Origin of the sequence: Anaeromyxobacter dehalogenans 2CP-1 (genome assembly GCF_000022145.1) — a bacterium.
GTDB lineage: Bacteria > Myxococcota > Myxococcia > Myxococcales > Anaeromyxobacteraceae > Anaeromyxobacter > Anaeromyxobacter dehalogenans.
Genome location: NC_011891.1, coordinates 3,613,222 through 3,637,757 on the forward strand (window position 1 = coordinate 3,613,222; position 24,536 = coordinate 3,637,757).

The window sequence follows — 24,536 nt, forward strand, 5'->3', positions numbered from 1 at the left end:
TCTACGTGCCGGGGCCGGCCCACGGCCCCGCATGTGCCGTCCATCGGTGGCGTCGCGTCCGCTCCGGTCCCGCCGGCACGGGCGGCGACCGCTCGATCGCGATCTCAGGGAGAGGTGACGGTGATGGAGACGGTGCCCGTCGCCGACTGGCCGTCGGTGTCGGTGACCTGGTACGTGAACGCATCGGCGCCGGCATACGCGGCGTTGGGCGTGTAGGTGATGGTCCCGTCGGCGTTGGCGACCGCGGTCCCGTTCGCCGGCGCGCCCGGGATGACGGAGGCGACCCCGTCGACGACGGTGTCGTTCGCGAGGACGGCGATGATCGTCGGGGTGTCCACCGGCACCGGCGCCGCGTCGTCCACCGGCACGGGTGGGCCGTCGTCGACCGGCGAAACGGTGACCGACACCGCGGCGGACGCGACCTGCCCGTCCAGGTCGAACACCTGATAGGTGAACGCGTCGTCGCCGAACCAGTTCGCGGCCGGGGTGTAGAGGATGCTGCCGTCCGCCTGCACCGTGGCCGCTCCATGTGCGGGCGCGCCCAGGAGGCTCACCGTGGCGGGCGGGTCCGCCACGGTGTCGTTCGCGAGGACCGTCACCGCGGCCGGCGTGTCCTCCGCGGTCGTCGCCACATCCGCCACCGCTGCCGGCGCGCCGCTGTCCGCCGGCGTCACCGTCACCGTCACGTCCGCCTGGGCGGCCTGCCCGTCGAGATCGGCCACCTGGTACGTGAACACGTCGGTGCCGTTCCAGCCCGCCGCGGGCGTGTAGGTCACGGTGCCGTCCGCGTTCGCCACCGCCGTGCCATGGACGGGCGCCGACGCGATCGTGACGGAGGGCGGGAGATCCAGGACGACGTCGTTCGCGAGCACCGGCACGATGGCCGGGCTCCCCTCCGCCGTGCTCGCGGTGTCGGCGAGCGCGACGGGGGCGCCGCTGTCCACCGGCGTCACCGCCACGGTCACGTTCGCCGTGGCGGTCTGCCCGTCGAGGTCGGCGACCTGGTAGGTGAACGCGTCCGCGCCGTTCCAGCCCGAGGCCGGCGTGTACGTGATCGTCCCGTCGGCGTTCGCGATGGCGGTCCCGTACGTCGGAGGCGTCAGCACGGTCACGGTCGCGGGAAGATCGGCGATGGTGTCGTTCGCGAGCACCGCGACGAGGGTTGCGACGCCCTCCCCAGTGGTGATCGCGTCCGCCACCGCCACGGGCGCGCCGCTGTCCACCGGCGCGACCGTCACGTTCACCGTGGCCGAGGCGGTCTGACCGTCGAGGTCGGCCACCTGGTAGGTGAACGCGTCGGAGCCGTTCCAGGTCGGCGCCGGCGTGTAGGTCACGGTTCCATCCGCGTTCGCCACCGCGGTCCCGTGCGCGGGCGCCGACAGCACCGTCACCGTGGCCGGGAGGTCCTGCACGGTGTCGTTCGCCAGCACCGCGACCACCGCGGCGGTGCCCTCGGCCGTGGAGGCCGCGTCCGCCACCGCCACGGGCGCGCCGCTGTCCACGGCGGTGACCGTGATGGTCACGGTCGCGCTGGCGGTCTGCCCGTCGAGGTCGCCCACCTGGTACGTGAACGCGTCCGAACCGTTCCACCCCGGGGTCGGCGTGTACGTCACCGTGCCGTCGGCGTTCGCCACCGCGGTCCCGTGCGCCGGCGACGAGAGCACGGTGACCGTGGCCGGCGGATCCTGGACCGTGTCGTTCGCCAGCACGGCGACGGTGGTGGCGGTCCCCTCCAGCGTCGTCGCCGCATCCGCCACCGCCGCGGGCGCGCCGCTGTCCACGGGCGCCACGGTGACGCTCACCGATGCGGACGAGGCCTGTCCGTCCGCGTCGGCCACCTGGTAGGTGAACGCGTCGGCGCCGTTCCACCCCGCAGCTGGCGTGTACGTCACCGTGCCGTCCACGTTCGCGACGGCGCTCCCGTGCGCCGGCGCAGCGATCACCGTCACGGTGGCCGGCCGGTCGAGCACGGTGTCGTTCGCGAGCACCGGCACCACCACGGCGGAGCCTTCCGGCGTCGACGCCGAGTCCGCCACGGCGACCGGCGCGCCGCTGTCGACGGCCGTGACCGTGATGCTCACCGTCGCGCTGGCGGTCTGGCCGTCACCGTCGGTCACCTGGTAGGTGAAGGCGTCCGCGCCGTTGAACGCCGGGGCTGGCGTGTACGTGATGGTGTGGTCGGCGTTCACGACCGCCGTGCCGCCGGCCGGCCCGGCGGTCACCACGAGCGCGGAGACCCCGTCCACCACCGTGTCGTTGGCGAGGACGCCGATGACGACCACGCCGCCCTCGGCGAGCGTCACCGCCTCGTCCACCGCCACCGGCGGCCCATCATCGACCGCGGTCACCGTGACCGAGGCCGTCGCGGTCGCGACCTGCCCGTCGTAGTCGCTCACCTGGTAGCTGAACGCGTCCGCGCCGAAGGCATTGGCGGACGGCGTGTACGTGATCGTCCCGTCGGCGTTCACCGTGGCGGTGCCCTTCCCCGGCGCGGTCGCGATGGCGACCGTGGCGGGCGGGTCCTGCACCGTGTCGTTGGCGAGCACGTTCACGGTGGTCGCGGTGTCCTCGAGCGTCGTCACCGCGTCGTCCACCGCCACCGGCGAGCCGCTGTCCACGGCCGTCACCGTCACCGACACGGTCGCCGAGCCGGTCTGGCCGTCGGAGTCGGTCACCTGGTACGTGAACGTGTCCGGGCCGAAGTAGCCAGGCGTAGGGGTGTAGGTGACGGTCCGGTCCGGGTTCAGCACGGCGGTGCCGTTCGCCGGGCCGGCGAGGATCGTCAGGCCTGCCACGCCATCGGCCACGGTGTCGTTCGCGAGGACGTTCACCACCACGAACGAGCCCTCGGACACCGTCACCGAGTCGTCCATCGCCACCGGGACGCGCATCGCGGCGGTGGTCAGGTCCCAGGTCAGCTGGACCGCCCCGGCCGTGGAGCAGTCCAGCGTGTACTGGCCCTGCAGGCGATCCTGCGAGATCACCGAGCCGGCGGCGAGCGTCCGCTTGCAGGTCGGGTGGTAGATGCCGAGCGTGTCGAACTGGAGCGAGAGCAGCTCGTCGTACGCCGCGCCACCGGCGTAGCTGCACGAGAGCGGCCAGCGCGCGGTGATGCCGAAGCGGAACGCGCGCGATCCGAGCACCTCGGCGATGGTCGCGTCGAGCTCGAAGGCCGGGTCCGCCGCGGTGCAGGCGACGTCGGGGGCCGTCACGGTCGTGGAGTCGAGCGCGAGCGTCCCCCACTGCAGGAAGTAGGCGCCGCCCGCGTCCTCGGCCGCGTAGTTCAGCGCGAGGTTGCCGGTCGCGGTGTACGTCTTGCCGAGGGTCGAGTCGACGGTGACGACGCCGTCGAGGTCGCGCGTGGAGCTCCCGACGAGGCTCCAGTCGCTGAAGTGCAGCGAGGCGACCGTCACCGTGCCGGCGGCCAGATCACGGGCGACGTCGCGGTCGCGGTACCGCAGCCAGAAGCCCTGCCGCTCCTGGTACGCGACGGCGATGCCGTCGAGCGGCGCGCCCGGCGCCGCGGCCACGAACGTGAGGCTCACCGGGGCCGAGAAGGTCGTCCCCTCCGGGCCGAGGCGGTAGGCCTTGGCCGGATCGAGCGCGCCGGGGGCGGTGTTGGTGATCTCGTCGACGGTGAAGGCCACCGGCGACGCCACCGCGCCCGCGGGGATCGCGATCGTGAGCAGGCCGTCCGGCGAGACGAGGGTCCCGCCCTGGGCGCCGATGGTCGCGGCGGAGGAGAGGCCGAGCACCCGCCCCTTGGGCGACGGCTGCGGGTAGCCCTTCCCGGAGGAGCTCGAGCCGCCGCCGCCGCCGCAGGCGAGGAGCAGCACCAGCGCGGCGGCGCCCGCCACCGGCGCGCCCGCGCGCCGAAGCCACGTCCCCGCTCGTCTCGCCGGCGCGCTCATGCGATCCCCGCACTCACTTTGCGTGACACTTGTTGCAGAGGCTGGTCTGGAAGCTGGCGAACGCGGTCGGCTCACGGTCGTACATCGCCCCGCGCGTCTCCGCCCGCGTGCGTCCCTGGGCCACCGCCGCCCGCCCGGCCTCCCCGATGGCGTCGATCCCCGGCCACTGCCCCCCAGCCACGACGTACTCGCTCTTCACGTTCCAGCGAAGCGACCCGTCCCACCCCGAGGCGTGCGCTCGATGGCAGGAGAGGCACATCACGTTCTCCTGCCCGCGCACCGGCCCCGTCCGCACCATGCCGTCGCTCGACGTGCTCGCCGCGAGCGTCGCCCGGTCGGCCGTCCCCTCCTCGTACGGCACCAGCGACGTGTACGCGAGCGCGTAGCTCCCGCCGAGGTCACCGGTCTTCACGTAGGCGTTGTACACGTTGGCGAGCATCCCGAGCTTGGCGCTGCTGCCCGACGGGTGCATGAACTCCCCGGGACGCGTCGGGTTGGCGGGCGTGTGGATCGCGCCGTGGCAGTTGCCGCACCACTCGGACATGCCGCTGCCGTACGCCACCCGGACGTCCGCGATCCGCTCCCCCTGGTTGTACGCCCCGGGTGCGAGCGCCACCGGCGGATCCGCCGAGAATGCGTTCACGCCGCCGAGCGTCCGCGGCTGGTAGCCGACGCCCGCCAGCATGCGATAGGTGCCGATGGCGGTGGTCTGGCTCGGCGTCGCGAACGCGGTGCGGTCGCCATACGAGCCGGATGCGACGATGGGCGCGCCGCCGGTGGCCACGACGCCGCCTTCCCGGACGCGGTACTTCCCGTGCGGATCGTGGCAGCTGATGCACGAGAGCTGGTTCGACGGATAGCTGCCCCCGGGCGCCGTGGGGTGCCTGGGATCGGCGAAGCGGCCGTAGTCGGCCGCGACCACGTTGTGGCCGTGGGCGTCGCCCGGGCTCGTCTCGAGCCCCGCCGTCCCGGCCCAGGACCACGACTTCGTGAGCCACGCGAAGTCGCCGCCCGGCGTCATGTTGAGCGGCGCGGCGCCGGGCTGGACCGAGAGCGAGAGGACGGAGTGCGGCGCGGAGGACACGCCCGCGTGGCAGAGGAGGCACGTGGAGCTCGCGTCGGCACCCTGGACCAGGGCCGAGCCCGAGGTCTTGGTCGCGCTGCCGTGCATCGTGTGGCAGCCCTCGCAGCGGGCGGCGCCGCCGGAATGGAACGCCAGGGCCGGCGCTGCCGCGAGCAGCGCGACCGCTGCGGCCGCGAGTCGACGAACCCCTGGCACTCGCCTCGACGCTGACACGATCCCTCTGCCGCCGTCCTGCGGCTTCCTGTCCGACCATCGTTCGCCTGCGCCCCGCGACCGCGTGACGTCGCAGCGTTCCGCACCCATCGTCGCCGCGCTCAGCGGCCATGAACCAGGAACGCGCTGACGCCCCGGTTTCCTCCCTGCGATACGAAGAGCACGCCGTTGCCGACCGCCATCTCGCTCGGGATGACCAGCCCTGCCTCGCCGCCGCCGGACTCGCCGACGAACTCGAGATCGGGCCCGAACACCATCACCACGCGCCGGAGCTGGTCCGCCACGAAGACGGTGCCCTGTTCGTCCGCCACGATCGGCCCCACCACGTTGAACATGCCGGGGCGGCTTCCGCGCCGGCCGAAGACCCGGAGCGTCCCATCGGGCGCGAGGATGTACGCGTGGAACTCGGTGGGGATGGTGAACAGGACGTTGCCGCGCGGGTCCACGCTGAACCCGTGCATCTGGTTGCCGTCGGGCGCCGCGCCCCCCAGCGCCAGAGGCGCGAGGTCCACCGCGCGCACCGTGGCGCCCTTGAGATCGGTCACGAGCAGCTTGAGCCTGGACGTGTCGGCCAGATACACGAGCCCGTCCCGGTACGCGAGCCTGCTGGGCGCGAAGTCCCCCAGCGTCTTCGGCACCTCGAGCCGCAGCTCCCCGGTCTGCCTGCCCCGGAAGTCGGTCCGTAGCACGCGCGTGCCGTCGCGCTCGGACAGCAGCAGCAGGTCGCCGCTCTCGATCACCGCGACGCCCCGCACCCAGCCGAGCTGGCCCTCGTCGCCGAACCGGTAGACCTCGACGCCCGTCCGGTTGAAGACGCGCACCCCCTCGCCCGGGGCGATGACGTAGAGCTCGCGCCGCGCGGCGTCGTAGCCGAGCGTCGCCCAGCTCATGGCGATGGGCCCGTCCAGCGCCGCCACGTCGTAGAGGTACGCCAGCGACACGGGGCGCCGGGCGTCTCCCTCGCCGTGTGCGGCCTCCCCGGGCCGGGCCGCCCCGGGGAGCGCCAGCGCCAGCACTGCGACGATGACGGCGGTGCGGCCCACGCGCCTCCTCACCGGCTGGTGTCGAACACCTGGATGCGGTCGTTGCCGCGGTCGGCCACGAACACGGCCCCGTCCGGCGCGAAGCAGATCTGGGCCGGGTAGTAGACCAGGCCAGGGCTCCAGCCGAGCGCGAGCTGACGCCCCTGGAACGAGCCGTCCGCGGCGAGGATGGCGATCCCGCTGCCGTGCTGGTCCACCACGTACAGCTTGCCCTGGTGGAATGCCAGGTAGGTGGGGAAGCTCATCACGTCCTTGCGCGACTCGGTCAGGCGCTTGAACGCGGTGGCGCCCTTGTCGGCGCTCCAGATCGCGGCGCCTACCGCGTCCACGGCGAAGATCGTGCCGGCTCCGTCCACCGCCACGTCGGTGAACTGCGCGCCGTCCCGGGGCAGCTCCAGCTGCCGCGTCACCTTGCCGGAGGGATCTGCCACGAGCACCCGGGGACCCAGGACGTCCAGCACGTACAGGTTGCCCGCGCCGTCCACCTTGAAGCTGCCCGGCAGCGCACCCGCCGGCGCGCCCTCCAGCCCGACGTTGCCGAGGAAGGCGCCCTTGGCGTCGAGCCGCACGATCTTGCGCAGCTTCTCGTCGAGGACCAGCACCTCGCCCTTGGGGTCGAGCTGCACGCGGTACGGGTACGGGACCTGGGCGAGCTTCACCTGCGTGCCGCCGGTCAGCGCACCGTCACGGTAGGTGTACAGCAGCAGCCGGGCGTTGCCGGTGTCGGCGACCACGACGGCACCGCTCGCGCCACAGGCCACGCCTTCTGGCCGGCGGAGCTGGGCTTCCTTCGGATCCGAGTAGACGGTGGACTGGTGGCGAAACGCCTGGGCGGCCGCGACGGCCGGCCCGAACGCCATCGCGAGCCCCAACACCGACTGGAACACGATCGCTCTCGACACGGGCGTCACCTCTTGAACGACTCGTGGCACTTCGTGCACAGGTCGGTGGTCGTCGGGAACGGCAGCATCTGCGCGTACTCGGTCCCGTGAGCGCGGTGGCAGCTCAAGCAGTCCACCGTCCGGTTCGGGTTGCGCGGGTCCTTCACCTTCTCGCCGATCGGGTGGGACGAGTGGCGCTGCCAGTCGTGGCACTTGCCGCACATCTCGACCCGGTTGGCGCCGGTGAGCATGAGCGGCGAGTCGGACGAGTGGGGATCGTGGCACGCCCCGCACTCGCCGGCGCCCACCGGCTCGTGCTTCGCCGGCGAGAGCTTCTGCCGCTTGATGGTGTCCGCGTGGCACTCGCCGCAGACCACCGTCAGGTTCGCGCGCGGCAGGCCCGCCTGCTTCGACGCGTGCGGCCCATGGCAGGTCAGGCAGGCGTCGCCCTCCAGCACCGGGCGGTGCACCCGCGCCTTGGCGGTGAACTCTCCGATCTTGGGGGTGTGGCAGAGCTTGCACAGCTCGACGCCCGCCTGCTTCGGCTTGAAGCGGTTGGGCGAGCCGGGCGGCTCGTGGCACTGCGAGCACTGCCCGCGCGCGACCGGCGGGTGGACGTGATCGTAGAGCATGCCCGGCTTGCTCGAGCCGTGCGGATCGTGGCAGGTCGTGCAGCGCGCCTTTCCCACCGGGTAGTTCATGTGCTTCTTGAGGAAGATGGCGCCGTCCGGGCGGTGACACCCGACGCAGAGGTCCGGCGCGTCCTTCTTGAGCAGGCTCGGCGAGGTCGCGGAGCCGTGGACGTCGTGGCAGGTGGCGCAGTCGTTCTCGACCGGCTTGTGCTTCACCTTGGCCGCGACGATGCCGTCCACCAGCTTCTTGTGGCAGCCGGCGCAGAGCTCCGCGCCGCCCTTCAGCAGGTTGTTCTTGAAGTTGGAGGCGTGCGCGGCGTGGCAGCTCGCGCACTTGCCCTCGCTCACCGGCGCGTGGAGGCTCTTCGCCGAGGCGGGGACCATGCCGCCGTGGCAGCGGGCGCAGATCTGGCCGCCGGTGTCCGCGAGCAGCTTGCCGTGGTCCGAGGCGTGCGGGTTGTGGCAGCCGACGCAGTCGCGCGTCCGGACGGGCGTGTGCACCGACTTCTGCGCGAGCTTCTGCTCGAAGTCGGCGTGGCAGTCGAGGCAGAGCTTGCCCTCGGCGCCGGTCTTCAGGCGGTACGGGTTGCCCTGCTTCGGCGCGGCCGCGGCGGGCTGCGCCTTCGCCGGCGGCGCCTTGGGCGCGGCCAGCGCCGGGCCGGCCGCGGCGAGGAACACGAGGAGGAGAGCGGTTCGCGAGCGCATGGGTCCTCTCACTTGCCGCCCACCGGCAGGTGGCAGCTGTCGCACTGGCGCGCAGCGAAGGGCGGGTGGACCGCCGTCTTGAGGAACTTCGGGTCCTTGGACGAGTGCGGGTCGTGGCAGGCGACGCAGTGCATGACCTTCGCGTCGATGCCGGCGTGGCGGGTCGAGAACTGCGGCGCCTTCACGTCGTGACACTGCTCGCAGAGCGCCAGCACCGGCTCGCTGGTGAGCTTCGGCTGCGCCGACTGGTGGGGCGAGTGGCAGGAGAGGCAGTCGTCCGCGGGCGCGTGCCTCGTCTCCCCGGCCATCTTCTCCTTCTGCTTCGTGTGGCAGGAGAAGCAGAGGTCCGGGCCGGAGGCGTTGAGCAGGCCCTTCAGCTTGGCGCCGTGCGGGTTGTGGCACTTGGTGCACTCCCCCGACGCGAACGCGGCGTGGACGCTCTTGGCCGAGTCGGAGCTCGCAGCCACCTTGGCGTGGCAGGAGAGGCAGAGCGCCTTCTGGTCCTTCACGATCATCCCGCCGGCGTTCGCGCCGTGCGGATCGTGGCAGGTGAGGCAGGCGCCCTCCGCGAACGGCTTGTGGACCACGCCCGCGGAGGCGAGCTTCATGAGCTCGCCGTGGCATCCCTGACAGAGCTTGGCGCCGTCGGTCTTCAGCAGCTTGGGCCGGTCGGTCGAGTGGCCGGCGTGGCAGGCGCTGCACTTGCCCTCGAGCACCGGCTTGTGGGTGTGTGCCTTCACGAACCGGGTCTCGGCGTCGGCGTGGCACCCGAAGCACAGCTTGTCCTGGCGCGACGCCATCATGCCCGGGAAGTCCGAACCGTGCGGGTCGTGACAGGTGGCGCAGTCACCGTCCTTGAACGGCACGTGGACGACCTTGCGCTTGCCCTCCTCGGCGACCTTCGGGTGGCACGTGGCACAGCCCTTCGAGACCTCCGTCGCGAGGAGTCCCTTCACCGGCGCCGAGTGCGGCTGGTGGCAGCCGAGGCAGGCCTTCGGCCCCGACATCGGTTTGTGCGCGACCAGCTTCTTGGCGTCCTTGCCTGCGTGGCACCCGGTGCAGAGCGCGGCGCCGGCAGCCCGGGTCATGGCGGGGCTGTTCGAGGCGTGCGGGTCGTGGCAGGCGCCGCACTCCTCCTTGCGCACCGGCGCGTGGACCACCTTCTGGCCCTTGGTGACGTCCTTCGCGTCGTGGCAGTTGGCGCACAGCTTGCCACCCGCCGCCTGCACGGCGAACGGCTTCGGGCTGCTCGGCGCCGCGTGGCACTGGTCGCAGCCGCCGGACAGCGCCGAGTGGACCGACGCCTTCATGAGCTTCGGCTGGTCGGAGGAGTGCGGCTCGTGGCAGGCGCTGCAGCGCTTTCCAGCGACCGGATACCCGCCGTGCGCCTTGGCGAACCCGCCGGAGGTGGGCGCGTGGCACTTCACGCAGAGCTGCCCCTCCTCGGCCTTGAGGAGCGCCTTCTGCGCCGAGGCGTGCGTGGCGTGGCAGGCGCCGCAGCCCTCCTTGGCGAGCACCGGGTGCACGTTCTTGCGCTCGAAGGCCTTGCGATCGTGGCACTCCCAGCAGACGGCGCTCCCCTCCGCCTTCAGCATGTGGGGGGCGTTGGAGCCGTGGACGGCGTGACACTGCGTGCACGACCCGGTCTTCAGGACCGCGTGCACGTTCGGCTGGTCCATCCCGATGGACGCCGGCTTGTGGCACGAGTAGCAGAGCCTGTTGCCGCTCTCCTTCAGCAGGAGCTTCGGGACGATGCCGTGGCGCTGGTGGCAGGCCTCGCACTCGCCCTTCTTCACCGCCTCGTGGCTGTACCGGAAGGCGGAGAACTTCTTCGCCTCCTCGGTGTGACAGTCGAGGCACTCCTTCCGCTTGAACTTTCGCTCGGCGGCGCCGCCGTCCGCAGGCGCCAGGAGCACGCCGGCGGTGAACGCCGCCAGCGCGAGGATCCGCCAGAGTCTCGTCGTGCGCGTCACGGCCATTCCCTCGGTGGAGGACCCCGCCTCAGTTGCCGATGCGGGTGATGAACGTCTCGATCTCGTGCGCGGCACGCAGCTTCGCGGCCCAGTCGGTCACCGCGCGGTTCAGCGCCTGTCCGAACAGCTTCTTCTGGATGTCGGGCCTGGCTTCTGCGTAGGGCTGGACCTGCGGCTCGGTGCGCGACACGACCAGCACCACGTAGCCCTGTCCCCTCGGCCCTTGGTGCAGGCGGTAGTCGCCGACCTGCGCCGACCCGAGCGCCCCCGCGAGATCCTCCGGGAGCCCCTTGGCGGAGAGGAGCTGTCCCTCGAAGTCGAGCGCGCGCTGCGCCGGCGGGAGCTGCCCCTCGGCGTTCGCCTTGAGCCACTTGAAGTCGGTGCCGCGGGCGAGCCGCTCGGCCGCCCGCTGGGCGCCCTTCATGTCGGCGAAGGCGACCTGCTCGAGGCGGTACAGCGGCGCCGAGGTGAACTCGTCGCGGTGGCCGTCGTAGTACGCCCGGAGATCCTCGTCCTTGAGGGAGACGTCCGGGACCAGCACGCGCTGCACGAACGTGCCGAACACCATCGAGTTCTCCTGGTCCTCGACAGCCCGCAGGTACTCCTCGGACTGATCGAGCTTCCGGACCCGCGCCTCCTTCGTGAACACGCGCTTGTAGATGAGCCCGTCCAGGCGCGGCCGCTTGAGCTTGTCCACCCGCTTCTCCTGCTGCGGCTTCTCCACGCCATGGAAGAACTTCTCGCCGACCGCGTTGGCGAGGTCCCCCACCGTGATGGGCGCCTCGCCGGCAATCCGGACGATGGGCCGCTTGTCCTTCACGAGCACGGCGAACCCCGGCTTCGGCGCGTCGAAGTCGATCTTCCGGAGCAGGGCCTCGTCGATCTTCACGTACTTGCGATCCAGCTCCTTGCGGAATGCCGTGAGAAGCTGGCCGCTCTGCCGATCGACGGACGCCTTCTCCGCCTCGGCGCGCTTCGCCGGATCGCTCGGATAGACGATGTCCTCCACGTACAGGACCGCGAAGCCGTTCTGCAGCTTGAGCGGCGTCGTGGCCTCGCCCTTCTGCAGCGGCTTGAGCGCCGCCGCGACGGCCGGCAGCGTCTGATCCGGGGGCAGGACCTCCGGCTCCCCGGTGCCCTCGGCCTTCTTCTCCGCGATGAGCTGCTTCGCCAGCTCGGCGAAGCCCTTGCCGCCGGCAAGCGCCGGCTTCACCGCGGCGGCGTCCTCCTCCTGCCGGAAGAGGAGCGAGCGCACCTTCCAGCGCCGCACCGACTCCTTGTAGACGCGCTCGACCTCGAGCGCGTCCGGCTTGACGTCCTTCGTCAATTGCTGCTGGAGCGTCTCGCGCAGCGTCACGTCCTTGAAGACCGCCAGCTGCTCCTTCAGCTCGGGCAGCTCGTCCAGCCCCATCTCGCGCGCTTCCATGATCAGGAGCCGCGAGTCGATGAGCCGCTGGAGCACGGCCTTGAAGTCCGGCGACGTCGCGGCGCCCGCCTTCCGCTCATCGTGCGTCGCGGCCAGCGCCTCCTGGAGCTCCGCCAGGCGCACGACCTGATCGTCGATGCGCGCCACCGGCGTCTGCGCGAACAGCGGCGAGAACAGGGGAGCCTCGATGCGCGCCGCCATGGGCTCGGGCGCGGTGGTTGCCGGCTTCGAGGCAGGCGAGGGATCGGCCGCCTTGGGCGCGGCGTCAGGCTTCGCCGGCTCCGCCGCCGAGGCGACCTGGGGCGCGGCAAACGCGACGAGGACGGCGAGCAACAGGGAGCGGGGCATGTCGTGCGGGATGGTCATGTGGGCGGCCGACCTCGGTGCAACGGTTGTGCCTCGTGAGCTCGATGTAAGACATGGAAATTCGGTTGTGTTTTCCGAACCATTGAAACGCCTCGGCGCAACCATTGCGCCGCGCCACGGATTCCCGCAGCGACTGTCGGCGAACGCGTCTTCGACCGTCATGGCGCCCCGTGGACGCGCCGCAGCGAACCGGTGAGCCGGCTGCGCTGGGGAGTGGCGTCGGCGCCGCCGGAGCCGCGCGCGACCTCCAGGTCCATGCGGTCGACGACCGACGCTGCCACGCGGCACAGGAGGTCGGCGGAGTTCTGGACCCTGCCGAGATCGAACCACCACACGCCGCTGCCGCCGTCCCCCTGTGACACGGAGCTCCACGCGACGACCTCGTGCGCGCGGTCGAGCACCTGGACCGCGAGCTCCACGCGCGCGGCGTCCGAAGACGCGCCGCCGCCGTCCTCGTACCGCCGCACGATGCCGGCGACGACCAGGTCCGCGTCCAGCTTGTCGAGTACGGTGCTCGCCACGTCCAGCGAGACGCCGCCTGGCATGATCAGGCGGTTCTCGAGCAGCACCGACCGGACCACTCCCGGCTCGACCACCTCGACCGCCGGCGAGGCCGAGAGCTGTCGGACCAGCTCGAGCGCCGCCGCGTCGCCCGCGCTCCGCCGCCGAGTCTCGTTCACGAACGGCAGGACCGCCACCTTGAACGGCCCCTCGCCCAACCGGGGCGAGCGAAACACCAGCCGCGGACCGAAACGGCGCTCGGGCTCGCAGGTCCCGGCCCGCGCGCCGCCGCGCAGGTACGCGCGGAGCGAGCGGCCGAGCCGGTCGAGCACGATGCGCTGGACGCGCGCGGGATCGCGGATGACGCCGAGGCCGAGCAGCCCCGGCTGCTCGTCGCCGGCGCGCACCGCCCCGTCGATCCAGAGGATCCGGGGCGGCTCCCCGGTGGACACGAGGCGGAGCGTGACGGCGAGCCGCGGCGGTGCCTGCGGCTGGTAGGCGCCCACCGAGACGAGCACCACCGCGTCGACCCCCAGCTCCTCGCGCGCCGCGCGCGCGGTCTCCGCGTCCACGCCGGCCGTGTTCCGGACGCGGTGGCGGGCGAGGAAGTCCTCGAGCACGGGGCGCGGCACCACCTCGAGCCCTGCGCCCGCGACGATGCCCTCGACGCCGCGATCGAGCTCCTCGCCCGGCGCCGGTCCACCGCCGACGTTCACCGTGGGGAATACCGCCACGCGCGCGGGCGCGGGCGCGGTGGCCACGGGCACCCGCGGATTGCCGCACCCGGCGGCGGCCACCGCGAGCGCGAGGAGCCGCGCCGCGCTAGTGGAAGAGCTGCGACAGGAGCTCATCGACGGCTTCCTCGGTGATGCGATTGACCGGCTCCCCCCCGCTCCCGAGGAGCCGATCACTGAGCGTCACCCCGCCCTTGGTCGACTGACCGGACCAGACCACCTTGCCGGTCGAGGTCTCGAGCAGCTGCGCGCTGATGGAGACCACGTTCGAGGCCGTCGTCCCGGAGCGGACCTCCCCGTACTCCTTGACGACCCCGACGACCACCGCATCCGCCTTGAGGACCGAGCCGAGCTTGACCACCTCCTCGACGGAGGGGCTGGTGGGCAGCGCCACGCCCGCGCGCGCGATCCCGCGGGCGACCTCGCCCGGGGGCAGCACGTAGATGCCGCCGGTCGCCAGGAGCGCGCTCGAGAACACCTCGCGCACGCGGTCGGCAGCGGCCGCCTCGCGGGTCAGGTTGGAGAAGGGCATCACCGCGACGGTCCGGATCGAGCCGAAGTCCATGTCGGTGTCGTGGTACACGCGGCCGGAGGAGCGGCAGGCGGCCAGCAGCAGCATCGTCGCCAGGCAGATCGAGATCGGGGTTCGGGTCGTCATGGCATGCTCGCGCTTGCGTCGCGCTCAGGAGAGCGTGAGGAAGAGGTGCAGCATCAGGGAGTCCGCTCTCGTCCTGCTCTGGGGGGAACGGTTGTCGATGTTCGAGTAGTTGAGGTCCAGGTACGCGTTCGGCCGGACGTTCCATCGAAGGCTGGCACTCGTGGACTTGGTGGTCGTGTCGGCCACGTCATCCGAGGTCTCCTGATGCTGCCCCGTCAATACCAGGTCTCCTCCGCGCAACGGTGCATACGAGAGGAGATAGTTCCAGAGCAGGCGGGGGCTCGTGCCCGACTGCGTGGAGCGCGTCGCGCCGGCGGTGGCGAGCAGCGCGGGGAACGGCGTGATGCTGGCGAGCCCGGTCAGCTGCTGTGCCTCGACCTCGCGCACCCGATCCCCGGTCTCGCTGTGCGATCGGTTGTAGCCGTAGGTTCCCGACAGGTTCAGCACGCGGTTCGGGACGATCGACGTGGTCGCGGAGGCGAACGTGGTGCGCGTGGACGTGGCCGCTCCCGAGGTGTAGGAGCGGCCCGCGTTTCCGGTGACGCTCAATCCTCGATACAGATCTGCCCGCGCGAAGACGCTGGCCGCGTTCCGGAGCTGGTCGCCCTCCGGGAGTTGCGCCCAGTTCCCTGCATAGGTGGCGCCGGCGGTCGCAGCGGGGACCGGATTCACGCCCAGGGACGTGCCCCAGTCGAGCTGCCCGGTGTGCCGGCCCATCGAGCTGCTGTCCGTCCGCGCAACGCGGGCGGTGAGCGTGGTGACGGGATTCAGGAGCTGCCGGAGCCCGAGGCCGTTCGCGACCACCCAGGCGCCGGACTGCCCGCCCGTCTTGGCCCACCGGAAGCTGAGATCGTGCGTCAGCGCCGGTGAGTCCAGCAGGCGCGTGGTGACGGTCCCGTTCACCGCGTTGGTCACGGTCGTCGTCCGACCCGCAACCGACTCGGCGGAGACCTCCTCGAAGAGGACCACCTCGGTGACCAGGATGGCGCCGAGCGTCGCGTCGGTCGTGACCGTGGCGGCGAGCGGGCGGGTCACCAGCTTCAGGTACTTCGAGCGGGTCCGCTGGATGGGGATCTCGAACCGGTTCTGGAACGGGCCGAACGTCACCGCGCCGTCCAGCGGCACCGGCACCCAGTTGACGTTGTCGTCGCTTCGCCAGGCGGACCACTCGATCGCGCGCCAGACCGCGTCCGGGAGCAGGCGATCCACCCAGACCTGGACGAGGTTCACCGGCTGGAGCGGCTCCCCCATCTGCACGCCGACATCGCGCGGTGCCGTGTCGCCCGCCAGCGTGCGCTGGAAGCCGAGGTCGAGCCCTGCGCTGCCCTGAAGGTTGCCGTCCACCAGCGCCGGGTTCGCCTGGAGCGTGTCGGTGGACGGGACGTCGGGGAACGCCTCCACCAGCGAGAGGCCGGCGAGCGACGGCCGCTGCGTCCGGACCGTGCCGAGCGCGGAGGTGGCCTGGGTCTCGGAGAGCGAGCTCTGCAGCCCGTACGCGAGGTACGCCTGGGAGCGATCGCCGAAGAAGCGCCGGCGGTAGGTCGCGGTCGCGACCTGCCCGAGCGTCCAGGTGCTGGTGTCGTCCACCCGGTCGTCGGTCGTGTTGTACGTCGTCGCGTAGGTGAGCCCCAGCTCGTCCGTCGGCGAGTAGATCGCGGTGACGCCGGCGGTCGTGGTGGCCGTGTCGAACTCGGCGCGGGTCTCGTCGAACTGGTTGGCCCGGCTCAGCCGGAGGTTCACGACGGGCAGGTCCACCGGGTCCCAGCGGGCGGACGCGCCGTAGGTCTCGCTGACCAGCGTCGGCACGCGCGTCCGCTGCCGGCCGCCGGCCGCCGCGTCGACGCTGGACTTCGCGTCCACGGTGTCCCGGTCGTAGGTGAAGCTGCCGCCCAGCACCGGCCCACCCCAGCCCAGCCCGGTGGAGAGCGTCCACTCCTGGCGCGTGCCGTCGGTCGACGTGCCGCCGGTCTCGGACCAGAGCTGGTCGCGGAGCAGCGTGCCGTTGGCGCGCCATCGCAGGGCCTCGGTGAAGGACTTGTCGAGCCCGAGGCGGTACTGCTGCGAGAGCAGCTGCGAGTCTGTGGTGGTGGTGGTTCCCGTCGCATCGGTGAGCCGGAGCCGCGTGACGGTGTACATCGGCTCGGCCGCGGCGGTCAGGCCATCGGCGCGGGCCGCGCGCGGTCCGAGCCCAGCGGCAACGAGCAGCAGCGCCATCGCTCGCAGCGCTCCCCTCAACGCCGCTCCCCCACGATCGCGAGGTCGTACGGCTCGCCCCCGACCTCGAACAGCCCGACCTGCCGCTGGGCGGTGAGATCGATCACCGAGACGGCCCGCCGCTCCGGCAGGAGCGCGAAGACCAGGTTCTGCATCGCGTCGAAGGCAAGGAACGACGCCCCACCTCCCACGTCCACGCCGCCGAGCGGCACCAGCGAGAACGGGTCGTAGATCGCGAGCACGGGGCTGCCGGACTGGGCGACGTAGAGCAGGTCCGTCCGCGGATCGACCAGGATCGCCGATGCGCCCAATCCGACGAACAGCCGGCCCGCGGGCGTGAGCTCCGGGAGCGTGTAGATGGACAGGTAGGCAGAGCCGGCGTGGACCACGAACAGGCGGGAGCCGCTCCGGTCGAGGTCGCCGCGGAGCGGCTCGGGCTCCGTCGTCGCCGAGCCGACGGCGGCGCGGCGCGTGACATCGAGCGTCGTCACCGTGTTCGACCGCCGTCCGAACACGTAGGCGCGATGGCGCGGTGGGTCGAGCCGAAGCGACCAGGGCTCCTCCCCCACCGCGACGCGGCCGATTTCCACGCGGGCGCTGGTGTCCAGGAAGGACACCGTGCTCGAGCGCCGGTTCACGGTCAGCAGCGTCCGACCGCCGTCGACCAGGGCGACGTCGTACGGACCGTCGCCGGGACGCAGCCGGATCGGCTCGCGGACCTGGCCGTTGGTGAGATCGAGGACCTCGATCCGGTCCTCGAGGGAGAGCGCCACGTACGCGAGGTTCGCGCTCTCGTCCATGGCGACCCCCGCCGGCCCCATGCCCGTGGCGATCGCCGCCGTCACCTGGCGCTCGTATCGATCGAAGGCGATGAGTGCGTTGTCCGCAGCGCTCGCGCAGTAGCCGAGCCGCTGCGGGTGGGTGGCCTCCGGTGCCACCAGCGAGAAGCGCGGCGCGAACGCGACCTCGTCGCCGGGGGGCTGCGCCTCCCGCATGATCAGCCACAGCACCTGGGCGCGCCCCGGCAGCACCGTGAACGATCCGGTCACCTGGACCGCCTCGGAGCGGACCAGCAGGTCCGACGGGCCGTCCGGCGTCTCGATGCGCGCTCGGCCGACGTGGAGACGGAACCCGGAGTAGGTCCCAGCCGCGAGCCGGCCCTGTGCGAGGAGCCGCTGCCGGCCATGGCCTTCCCTGTCGACCTCCGAAAGCACCGCCCGGATCGGCTGGACACCATCCTCCCCCGGTCCGAGGGCGTCGACCCCTGCCAGACCGAAGGTGACGTTCTCGACCTCGCGCGCGAGCGGCTGCAGGTACACGTACAGCTCGCCGTCAGCCCCGAGCGGTCCCGGGTTCGTGGAGCGCGCGCGCACCGCCGAGCACCCCGAGCCGCCGACAGCCAGCAGCAGCGCGAGCGCGGCGCGTCGATGTCGGATCATGGCGACCCCCGCGCCCACTTTGCCATGAGTCGCGGGGCCGTTCCATCGGGCCCGCGCGTCCCGGGGCGTTCCGGCGGACAAAAAAGAAAGGAGGGAGCCGCTGGCTGCGCGGCTCCCTCCGGTCGAGCTACGTCAGCAACCGACCACTAGTCCTTCGCGTGGCACTTGTTGCAGAGCGACTTCTGGAACGTGGCGTACGCGGTCGCCGGGCGGTTCTGGTGACCCGCCTGGATGATCGCGGAGGTGCGCCACTCGCCGCGGGCAGCAGCCTCGCGGCCGTAGTACTCGCCGTTCTCGATGATGAACTCGGCGTCGGCCCAGCGCAGCGCGAACTCGTACGGCGACGCGTGCGCGCGGTGGCAGGAGAGGCACATCACGCCGCTGGTGCCCGCGGCGGCGGCGATGTCCGGCGTGCCGGCCGTGCCCACGGCCTTCGTCGCCAGGGTGGCGCGGTCGACGTGCTGCTCGAAGGGAGCGATGGCGTCGTACGCGTTCGTGCCGGTCAGGTCACCCGACTTCACGTAGCTGTTGTAGTTGCCGGCCACGGTGGCGCTCATGGTCGCGAGGTCGCCGGCCGGGTGCTTGAAGATGCTGCCCGAGATGTTGTCGTTGCTGTGCATGCCGGGGTGGCAGGTGCCGCACCACTCGGACATGCCGTTGCCGTACGCGACCACGACCTGGCCAGCGCGGGTCGCGGAATCGAAGCCCGTCTCGGCCACGTTGTAGGTCGACGGCGCGACGGCGACCGGCGGGTTCACGGCGAACGCAGGCTGCGTGGGCGAGGACTTCGGCTGGTAACCGACGCCGGCGAGGAGGCGGTACGCGCCCATCGCGGTGCCAGCGGGCAGCGCCGCGGCCAGCGGGTAAGAGCCGGACTCGGCGATCGGGAGGCCGGTGTTGATGATCGCGCCGGTCTCGTCCATGCGCGCCTTGCTGTGCGGATCGTGGCAGGAGATGCAGGAGAAGGCCGCGCCGTCGTACACGCCCGCGACGTTACCCGCCGGAGCGTTCGGGCGGGAGTCCGCCGTCATGCCGGCGTACGCCGCCGCGATGACCGAGTGACCGAAGCGCTTCGTGGCGACCGCGGCGCCGGCGGTGGTCGTGAACCCGGCGTTCGCCTGCCAGGCGAAGTCGCCGCCCGGGGTGAAGTTCACCATCGTGGGGACGAAGGTCGCGACGGTGGCCGTCGCGAGGGACGGCTCGTAGACGTGGTAGCTGCTCACGCCCGCGCGGCCGTGGCAGATGAGGCAGGTCGAGCTCGGGTCCTGCCCCTGGAGCAGGTACTTGCTGGCCAGACCGACGGTCGGGTTGTTGCCGAGCACGGTCGACGCGGTGCCGGTACCGGTCGTCGTCGAGTTGTGCATCGTGTGGCAGCCCTCGCACTTGGCGACGCCGCCGGCGTGGAACGCATACGCCCGGCCCGAGACGAGCGCGAACGCTGCAACGATTGCGATACGCGTGAACTTCATCGTGTCCCCTCTGCTCCGTTCAATGGGACCGCCAACCATTGGCGTTCCCGGCTGAGCTGCTCCGCTGCGAAAACTTCTTCTGTCCAGCTGCCCCGGCGTCGGGTCATCCCGCCCCGCGGCGATTGCTTCGTCCCCGTCACTACGTCGCGGCGGCTCTGTGCATGCGCAGTGCCGTCCCGGTCGCGGGCCGGATCGCCCGAAATCGCCGAGATCCGTGGCATGCCCGAGCGCGCTCGCGGTGCGAGCTGGGGGATTTCACCCAGACCGGGGGAAGGCACCCACACCGGAACCCCCAACTGCTCCAATCGCAGTGGTGAGCGTCTGTTTGCGCGCGAGGGCATCGCACTGTCCGAGCGTCTCGCGCAGCGCAACGGCTGCGCGACGGCGGCGCATGCGTTGCGTTGACGGGCGACGGAAGACCGACTCCTGCGACCGACTCCTGCCGTCCCTGCGCCAGCGGCCACGCGAACGCTTCGAGCCGTCCGGTCGACCGGCTCCGGGACGCCCGGGACGGCGCCGTGCGCTGGCGCGGCGCGTTCCCCCCAGCATCCGGCACCGCTCACCACCGTGCGTTCACGGCGCGGTAGCCCGGGGGGCGCGAGCCCGTCACACGAACGTTCAGCGGGCGCGCGATGGTGGGATGCCGAATGGCGCGCGCCGCGTACGGAGCCGACCGCCGCGCGCTCGTCCCCGATCCGCGGCGCTCACCAGTCGGTGTGGCAGTCGGTGCAGGCCAGCGCCTCGACCACCCCGTTCACGTGCCGCTCCTTGTTCACGGCCTCGTAGCCGGCCTGCGTCTGGTACCCGGCCCCGTGGCATTCGCTGCAGGCCTTGGTCCCGTGGTAGCGCCGGAACGTCGAGGTGCCGTGCGCCCGCCCGGTGGTCGGCGGCAGCCCGTGGCACGAGCCGCACTCCGCCTGGCCCGGGCCGCCGGTCCAGGACGGGATGGCACTGCCGCCCACGGCGGCCCCGTGACACGCGACGGTGGCGCACCCGTTCCCGTCCCAGGCCGGCGCGAGCACGCCTCCGCCGGTCGCGAGCACGCCGAAGGACACCTGCGCGGCGCCGTCGGTGTGCAGCATGTCGGTCGGCACCACGTGGCACTCGGTGCACGCGAAGCCGTTGGACCAGCGGCTGCCGGCGAGGTGGGCCTGGTGGGCGCCCACCGCGCGGGTGGACGGGTCGGTCTCGCCCGCGGTGCCGATGGGCGGCGCCGCGGCGTTCGTCGTCCGCGCGGCGTCGCCGTGGCAGGAGGTGCAGGTGAGGCCGCCCACGTCCAGCCGGCCATCCACGTGCGTGGCCACGTTCACCGTGGTGGAGGTGTAGCCGGTGTGGCAGGCGCCGCAGTCCGGGTTCGCGGGGTGCGGCGGAGGCGGCGGCGTCCCGTGACAGCTCCCGCAGGCGGCCTGCGTCCCGTCCACCTGCGTCCAGGCGGGCTCGACGTTGCTCCCGCCGGCGCGAAGCGTGCCGCCGTGGCAGTACGTCGCCGCGCAGGTGGTGCCGCTCCAGATCGGCGAGACGTTCCCGTTCGCGGAGGCCAGCGCGCCCCACACGATGGCGGGGTTCCCGTCGATGTGCGCGAGGCCGGTCGGCTTCAGGTGGCACTCGTCGCAGTCGAACGGCCGCGCGATCGCGCTGCCCTGCACGTGCGCCTGGTGCGCGCCCACGGCGCGATCCGTGGTCGCGGTCTCCCCGCGCGTGCCGGCGGGCGGTGCGGCGGCGCCGACGGGGCGCGAGGCGTCGCCGTGGCACAGCGCGCAGCCGGCCGCGTTCACGTCCACCTTCCCGTCCACGTGGACGTCGCGGGCGGGCGCGCCGTCGGCGGCGCCCGGGTGGCAGGTGCCGCAATCGCCGCGCGCGGGGTGCGGATAGACCGGCGGCGCGCCGTGGCAGGTGCCGCAGGCGGCCTGGGTCCCGTCCACCACCGTCCACGCCGGCCGGACGTTGCTGCCCCCGCCGGCCAGCGTGGCGCCGTGGCAGTACGTGGAGGCGCAGGTGGCGCCGTCCCACTGCGGCGACCCGCCGCCGCTGGCCAGCGCGCTCCACACGAGGGCGGGCGTGCCGTCGATGTGGCCGAGGCCGGTGGGGTTCAGGTGGCACTCGTCGCAGTCGAACGGCCGCGCGATGGCGCTGCCCTGCACGTGCGCCTGGTGCGCGCCCACCGCGCGATCGGTGGTGGCGGTCTCGCCGCGCGTGCCGGTGGGCGGTGCGGCGGCACCGATGGCGCGCGACGCGTCGCCGTGGCACGAGGTACACGCCATGGCGTTCACGTCGAGCGCACCGTTCACGTGCGTGGCCACGTTCACCGAGGTGGCGGTGTAGCCGTCGTGGCACTGACCGCAGTCTGCGTTCGCGACGTGCGGCGAAGGCGGCGGCGCGCCGTGGCAGGCGCCGCACGCGGCCTGGGTGCCGTCCACCACCGTCCAGGCGGGCGCGAGGTTCGCGCCGCCGGCCGCGAGCGTGGCGCCGTGGCAGTAGGTCCCGGCGCAGGTGGCGCCGTTCCAGGAGGGCGTGGCCGAGCCGGCGCGCGCGAGCGCGCCCCAGGCCACGGCGGGCGATCCGTCCACGTGCGAGAGGTCGGTGGGCTGGACGTGGCACTCCGCGCAGCCGAGCGGGCGCGCCAGCGGGCCGCCGAGGACGTGAACCTCGTGCGCGCCCACCGCGCGGTCGGTGGTGAGCGCCTGGCCGCGCGTCCCGACCGGCGGCGCGGCTGGATTCACCCTGCGAGACGGGTCGCCGTGGCAGAAGGTGCAGTTCGACTGCCACCCCGCGCCGTGGCAGGCGCTGCACGACACGCCGCTGGTGCCACCCTCGAGATCGGGCCCGTGGCAGGTGCGGCAGGACGCGAGCCCGGCGTTCGCCGCGTACCCGTGCTGCGCCGGATCGTTCCAGCCCAGCGGGTGCGTCTCGGAGCGCTCCAGCTGGCCGTTCATGTGCTTGCCGCCGTCCAGCCTCAGGCTCCCTGCCGCATCCACCGTGGCCGGGTGGCACGCCCCGCAGTTCGAGAGCTGCGCGTGGGGAGGCGGCGGCGGGAGGCCGTGGCAGGTGCCGCAGGCGGCCTGCGTGCCGTCCACGGTGGTCCAGCTCGGCGCGTGGTTCGTGCCGCCCGCGGCGAGCGTCGCCCCGTGGCAGTAGGTCGATGCGCACGCGCCGCCCTGGTACGTGGGCGTGGCGCCGCCGGTCATCGCGAGCGGCCCCCAGGCCAGCTCGACCGCGCCGGTGACGTGCGTGAGATCGGTCGGCACGGTGTGGCACTCGGAGCAGGCCACCGGGCCGCGGAGCGTCCCCGCCTGGACGTGCGCCAGGTGCGCCCCGACGCCCGGAGCGTCCGTGCCCAGCTCGCCCTGCGTGCCCGCCGGCGGCGCCGGCTGGTTGACGGCCCGGTTCGCGTCGCCGTGGCAGAACGTGCAGTTCGACTGCCAGCCCGCGCCGTGGCACGTGGCGCAGGAGATGCCGGTGCCGCCGCCGGCCAGGTCCTCGCCGTGGCAGGTCCGGCAGCTCGCCAGGTCGCGGTTGGCCGCGTAGCCGTGCGCGGTGGGCTCGATCCAGGTCACCGGATGGTACTGGTTCACCTGCACCGTTCCGTCCACGTGCATGCCGCCGGTCACGTTCACGGTCCCGTCGCCGTTCACCGTGCCCGGGTGGCAGATCGCACAGCCGGTGCCGCGGGGATGCGGCGGCGGCGGCGGCGCGCCGTGGCAGGTGCCGCACGCCGCCTCGCTCGCCCCGCCCGTCCAGCGCGGGGACGTGCGGGTGCCACCCGCGGACAGCGTCGCGCCGTGACAGTACGTCGAGGTGCAGGTGGGGCCGCTCTCGCCCCAGGCCGGCCGCGTCCCGCGCGCCGCGAGCGGGCCGAACGTGACGCGGGCGGTGCCGTCGAGGTGCTCGAGGCCGGTGGGGACGACGTGGCACTCGGTGCACGCGAACGGCCCGGCCACGGGACCGGCCTGGAGGTGCGCCTGGTGCGCGCCGACCGCGACGGACGCCGGATCGGTCTCGCCATGCGTGCCGCGGGGCGGCGCGGCCGGGTTGCGCGGACGCGTGGCATCGCCATGGCAGTCCGCGCAGCCGGTGGAGAAGTCCACGGTGCCGTTCAGGTGGCGTCCGCCGGCGACGTCGATCGTGCGGAGCGTGCCGGCGAGGATGGTGGCCGGGTGGCAGATCCCGCAGTCGGCGGACTGGGGGTGCGGCGCGGGCGGCGGATCGCCGTGACAGGCACCGCAGGCGGCCTGCGTGCCGTCCACGCGCGTCCACGTCGGCCGCGTGGCGGCACCGCCGGCGAGGGAGACGCCGTGGCAGTACGCGAAGCAGGTCGCGTCCGCCGGGCTCCACGAGGCCGCCGTGCCGTTCGCCTTGGCGGCCACCCCTAGGACGACGCGCGGGACCCCGTCCACGTGCGCGAGCAGGTGCGCCGGATCCGGGACGGCGTGGCAGGCCTCGCAGCCGAGCGGCGCGGCGATGCCGTGCGAGCCGGACACGTGCGCCGTGTGCGCGCCCACCGAGATGCGCGTGGTGTCGCTCTCGCCGTGCGCATCGCGCGGCGGGGCACCGCTCCCGTTGTCCGCGCCGCCGTGACAGCGGGTGCACGCCGCGCCCTCGGCGCGCTCCTCCGAGGCGGCGTTCCGCGCGGAGTTGCAGCCCGCGAGCGCGAGCGCGAGGACGACGGCCGGCAGACCGGCGGTGCGTCGGGACATGGGTGGAGCCTCCCCCGGCTGTGAGATCCGGGGCATCCGGTATCAGCCCGAGGCCCTTCGCTTCCTTGCCGCGCGTCAAATCGGTGACCCGTCCGTGTTGACGCGCTGGACGCAGTCCGCCGGCGACCCCTCTCGGGGGAGCGGCGCATCGCTCCCCGCGGATCGAGCTTGGTCGATTGCCGTGCCCGCTTCGCGCACGGGGGTGACCATGACCGGCCTCGCGCTCCCGCTCACGATCGTCGTCTCCATGGTGATCTCGCTCGTCGCCGCGCTCCTCGCCGCGCGCCGCCGCCGGGCGCGATCTGCGCTCGCGCCGCTCCCGGCGGGTATCCGAGCGCTCGCTTCGAACGTCCGGGCGATCAGCGGGCTCGGCGCGGACCTCGCGCTGCCTCCGGCGCGCGGATCGCTCCGCCCGACGGTCACGCTGACGGCGCTGCGATAGCGCCCCGCATCTCCGCGGCAGGCGTCCCGCGGCCTCGCGACACGCCGTGGAGCGGCTGCGGCCGGCGGGCGCAGCCGCGCCCGTGCTCGCCCGTTGTGGTGTTCCACTCGATGCGCAGGCCGTGGCCTGCTGCACCTTCCTGCTCGGGGGG

At 72.8% G+C, this 24,536-nt stretch carries 14 protein-coding genes; 1 reads left to right on the top strand and 13 read right to left on the bottom strand.

Features of this window, described 5'->3' with window-relative positions; translation table 11 throughout:
- Positions 1-104: 104 nt before the first annotated feature.
- The 13 genes from A2CP1_RS16395 to A2CP1_RS16455 all read right to left on the bottom strand — a co-directional run bounded on the left by A2CP1_RS16395 (position 105) and on the right by A2CP1_RS16455 (position 23,943).
- Positions 105-3,911, bottom strand: coding sequence for an Ig-like domain-containing protein (locus A2CP1_RS16395; RefSeq protein ID WP_015934403.1), 3,807 nt, complete (start codon positions 3,909-3,911; stop codon positions 105-107).
- Between the two features lie 13 nt (positions 3,912-3,924).
- Positions 3,925-5,082, bottom strand: a complete 1,158-nt coding sequence (locus tag A2CP1_RS16400) for a cytochrome C (protein WP_245529811.1) — start codon at positions 5,080-5,082, stop codon at positions 3,925-3,927.
- A gap of 227 nt (positions 5,083-5,309) precedes the next feature.
- Positions 5,310-6,251 carry an NHL repeat-containing protein gene (locus A2CP1_RS16405; RefSeq protein WP_015934405.1) on the bottom strand — a complete coding sequence of 314 codons (942 nt, stop codon included), beginning with the start codon at positions 6,249-6,251 and terminating at the stop codon, positions 5,310-5,312.
- An 8-nt stretch (positions 6,252-6,259) separates the two neighbouring features.
- Positions 6,260-7,153, bottom strand: coding sequence for an NHL repeat-containing protein (locus A2CP1_RS16410; protein WP_015934406.1), 894 nt, complete (start codon positions 7,151-7,153; stop codon positions 6,260-6,262).
- A 5-nt stretch (positions 7,154-7,158) separates the two neighbouring features.
- Positions 7,159-8,469: a cytochrome c3 family protein gene (locus A2CP1_RS16415; RefSeq protein ID WP_015934407.1), complete on the bottom strand. Its 1,311-nt coding sequence runs from the start codon at positions 8,467-8,469 to the stop codon at positions 7,159-7,161.
- A gap of 8 nt (positions 8,470-8,477) precedes the next feature.
- A complete protein-coding gene (locus tag A2CP1_RS16420) occupies positions 8,478-10,448 on the bottom strand; it encodes a cytochrome c3 family protein (protein ID WP_015934408.1) in 1,971 nt (656 codons plus the stop codon).
- A 22-nt stretch (positions 10,449-10,470) separates the two neighbouring features.
- Positions 10,471-12,216: a peptidyl-prolyl cis-trans isomerase gene (locus A2CP1_RS16425; RefSeq protein ID WP_245529813.1), complete on the bottom strand. Its 1,746-nt coding sequence runs from the start codon at positions 12,214-12,216 to the stop codon at positions 10,471-10,473.
- 176 nt (positions 12,217-12,392) lie between these two features.
- Complete coding sequence (locus A2CP1_RS16430; protein ID WP_015934410.1) at positions 12,393-13,586, bottom strand: hypothetical protein; 1,194 nt, start codon at positions 13,584-13,586, stop codon at positions 12,393-12,395.
- Positions 13,558-14,127: a GNA1162 family protein gene (locus A2CP1_RS16435; protein ID WP_015934411.1), complete on the bottom strand. Its 570-nt coding sequence runs from the start codon at positions 14,125-14,127 to the stop codon at positions 13,558-13,560. The genes A2CP1_RS16430 and A2CP1_RS16435 overlap by 29 nt, the downstream gene beginning before the upstream one ends.
- 24 nt (positions 14,128-14,151) lie before the next feature.
- Positions 14,152-16,341 (bottom strand): hypothetical protein, encoded by a 2,190-nt coding sequence (locus tag A2CP1_RS16440; protein WP_015934412.1) that lies wholly within the window; start codon positions 16,339-16,341, stop codon positions 14,152-14,154.
- A 17-nt stretch (positions 16,342-16,358) separates the two neighbouring features.
- On the bottom strand, positions 16,359-17,780 hold the full coding sequence (locus A2CP1_RS16445) for a YncE family protein (protein ID WP_015934413.1): 1,422 nt from the start codon (positions 17,778-17,780) through the stop codon (positions 16,359-16,361).
- 146 nt (positions 17,781-17,926) lie between these two features.
- Positions 17,927-19,249 carry a hypothetical protein gene (locus A2CP1_RS16450; RefSeq protein ID WP_015934414.1) on the bottom strand — a complete coding sequence of 441 codons (1,323 nt, stop codon included), beginning with the start codon at positions 19,247-19,249 and terminating at the stop codon, positions 17,927-17,929.
- Positions 19,250-19,953: 704 nt separating this feature from the next.
- Positions 19,954-23,943: a CxxxxCH/CxxCH domain c-type cytochrome gene (locus A2CP1_RS16455; protein ID WP_015934415.1), complete on the bottom strand. Its 3,990-nt coding sequence runs from the start codon at positions 23,941-23,943 to the stop codon at positions 19,954-19,956.
- A gap of 208 nt (positions 23,944-24,151) precedes the next feature.
- Between A2CP1_RS16455 and A2CP1_RS16460 the strand changes: the two genes are divergently transcribed.
- On the top strand, positions 24,152-24,385 hold the full coding sequence (locus A2CP1_RS16460) for a hypothetical protein (RefSeq protein ID WP_015934416.1): 234 nt from the start codon (positions 24,152-24,154) through the stop codon (positions 24,383-24,385).
- Positions 24,386-24,536 lie beyond the last annotated feature (151 nt).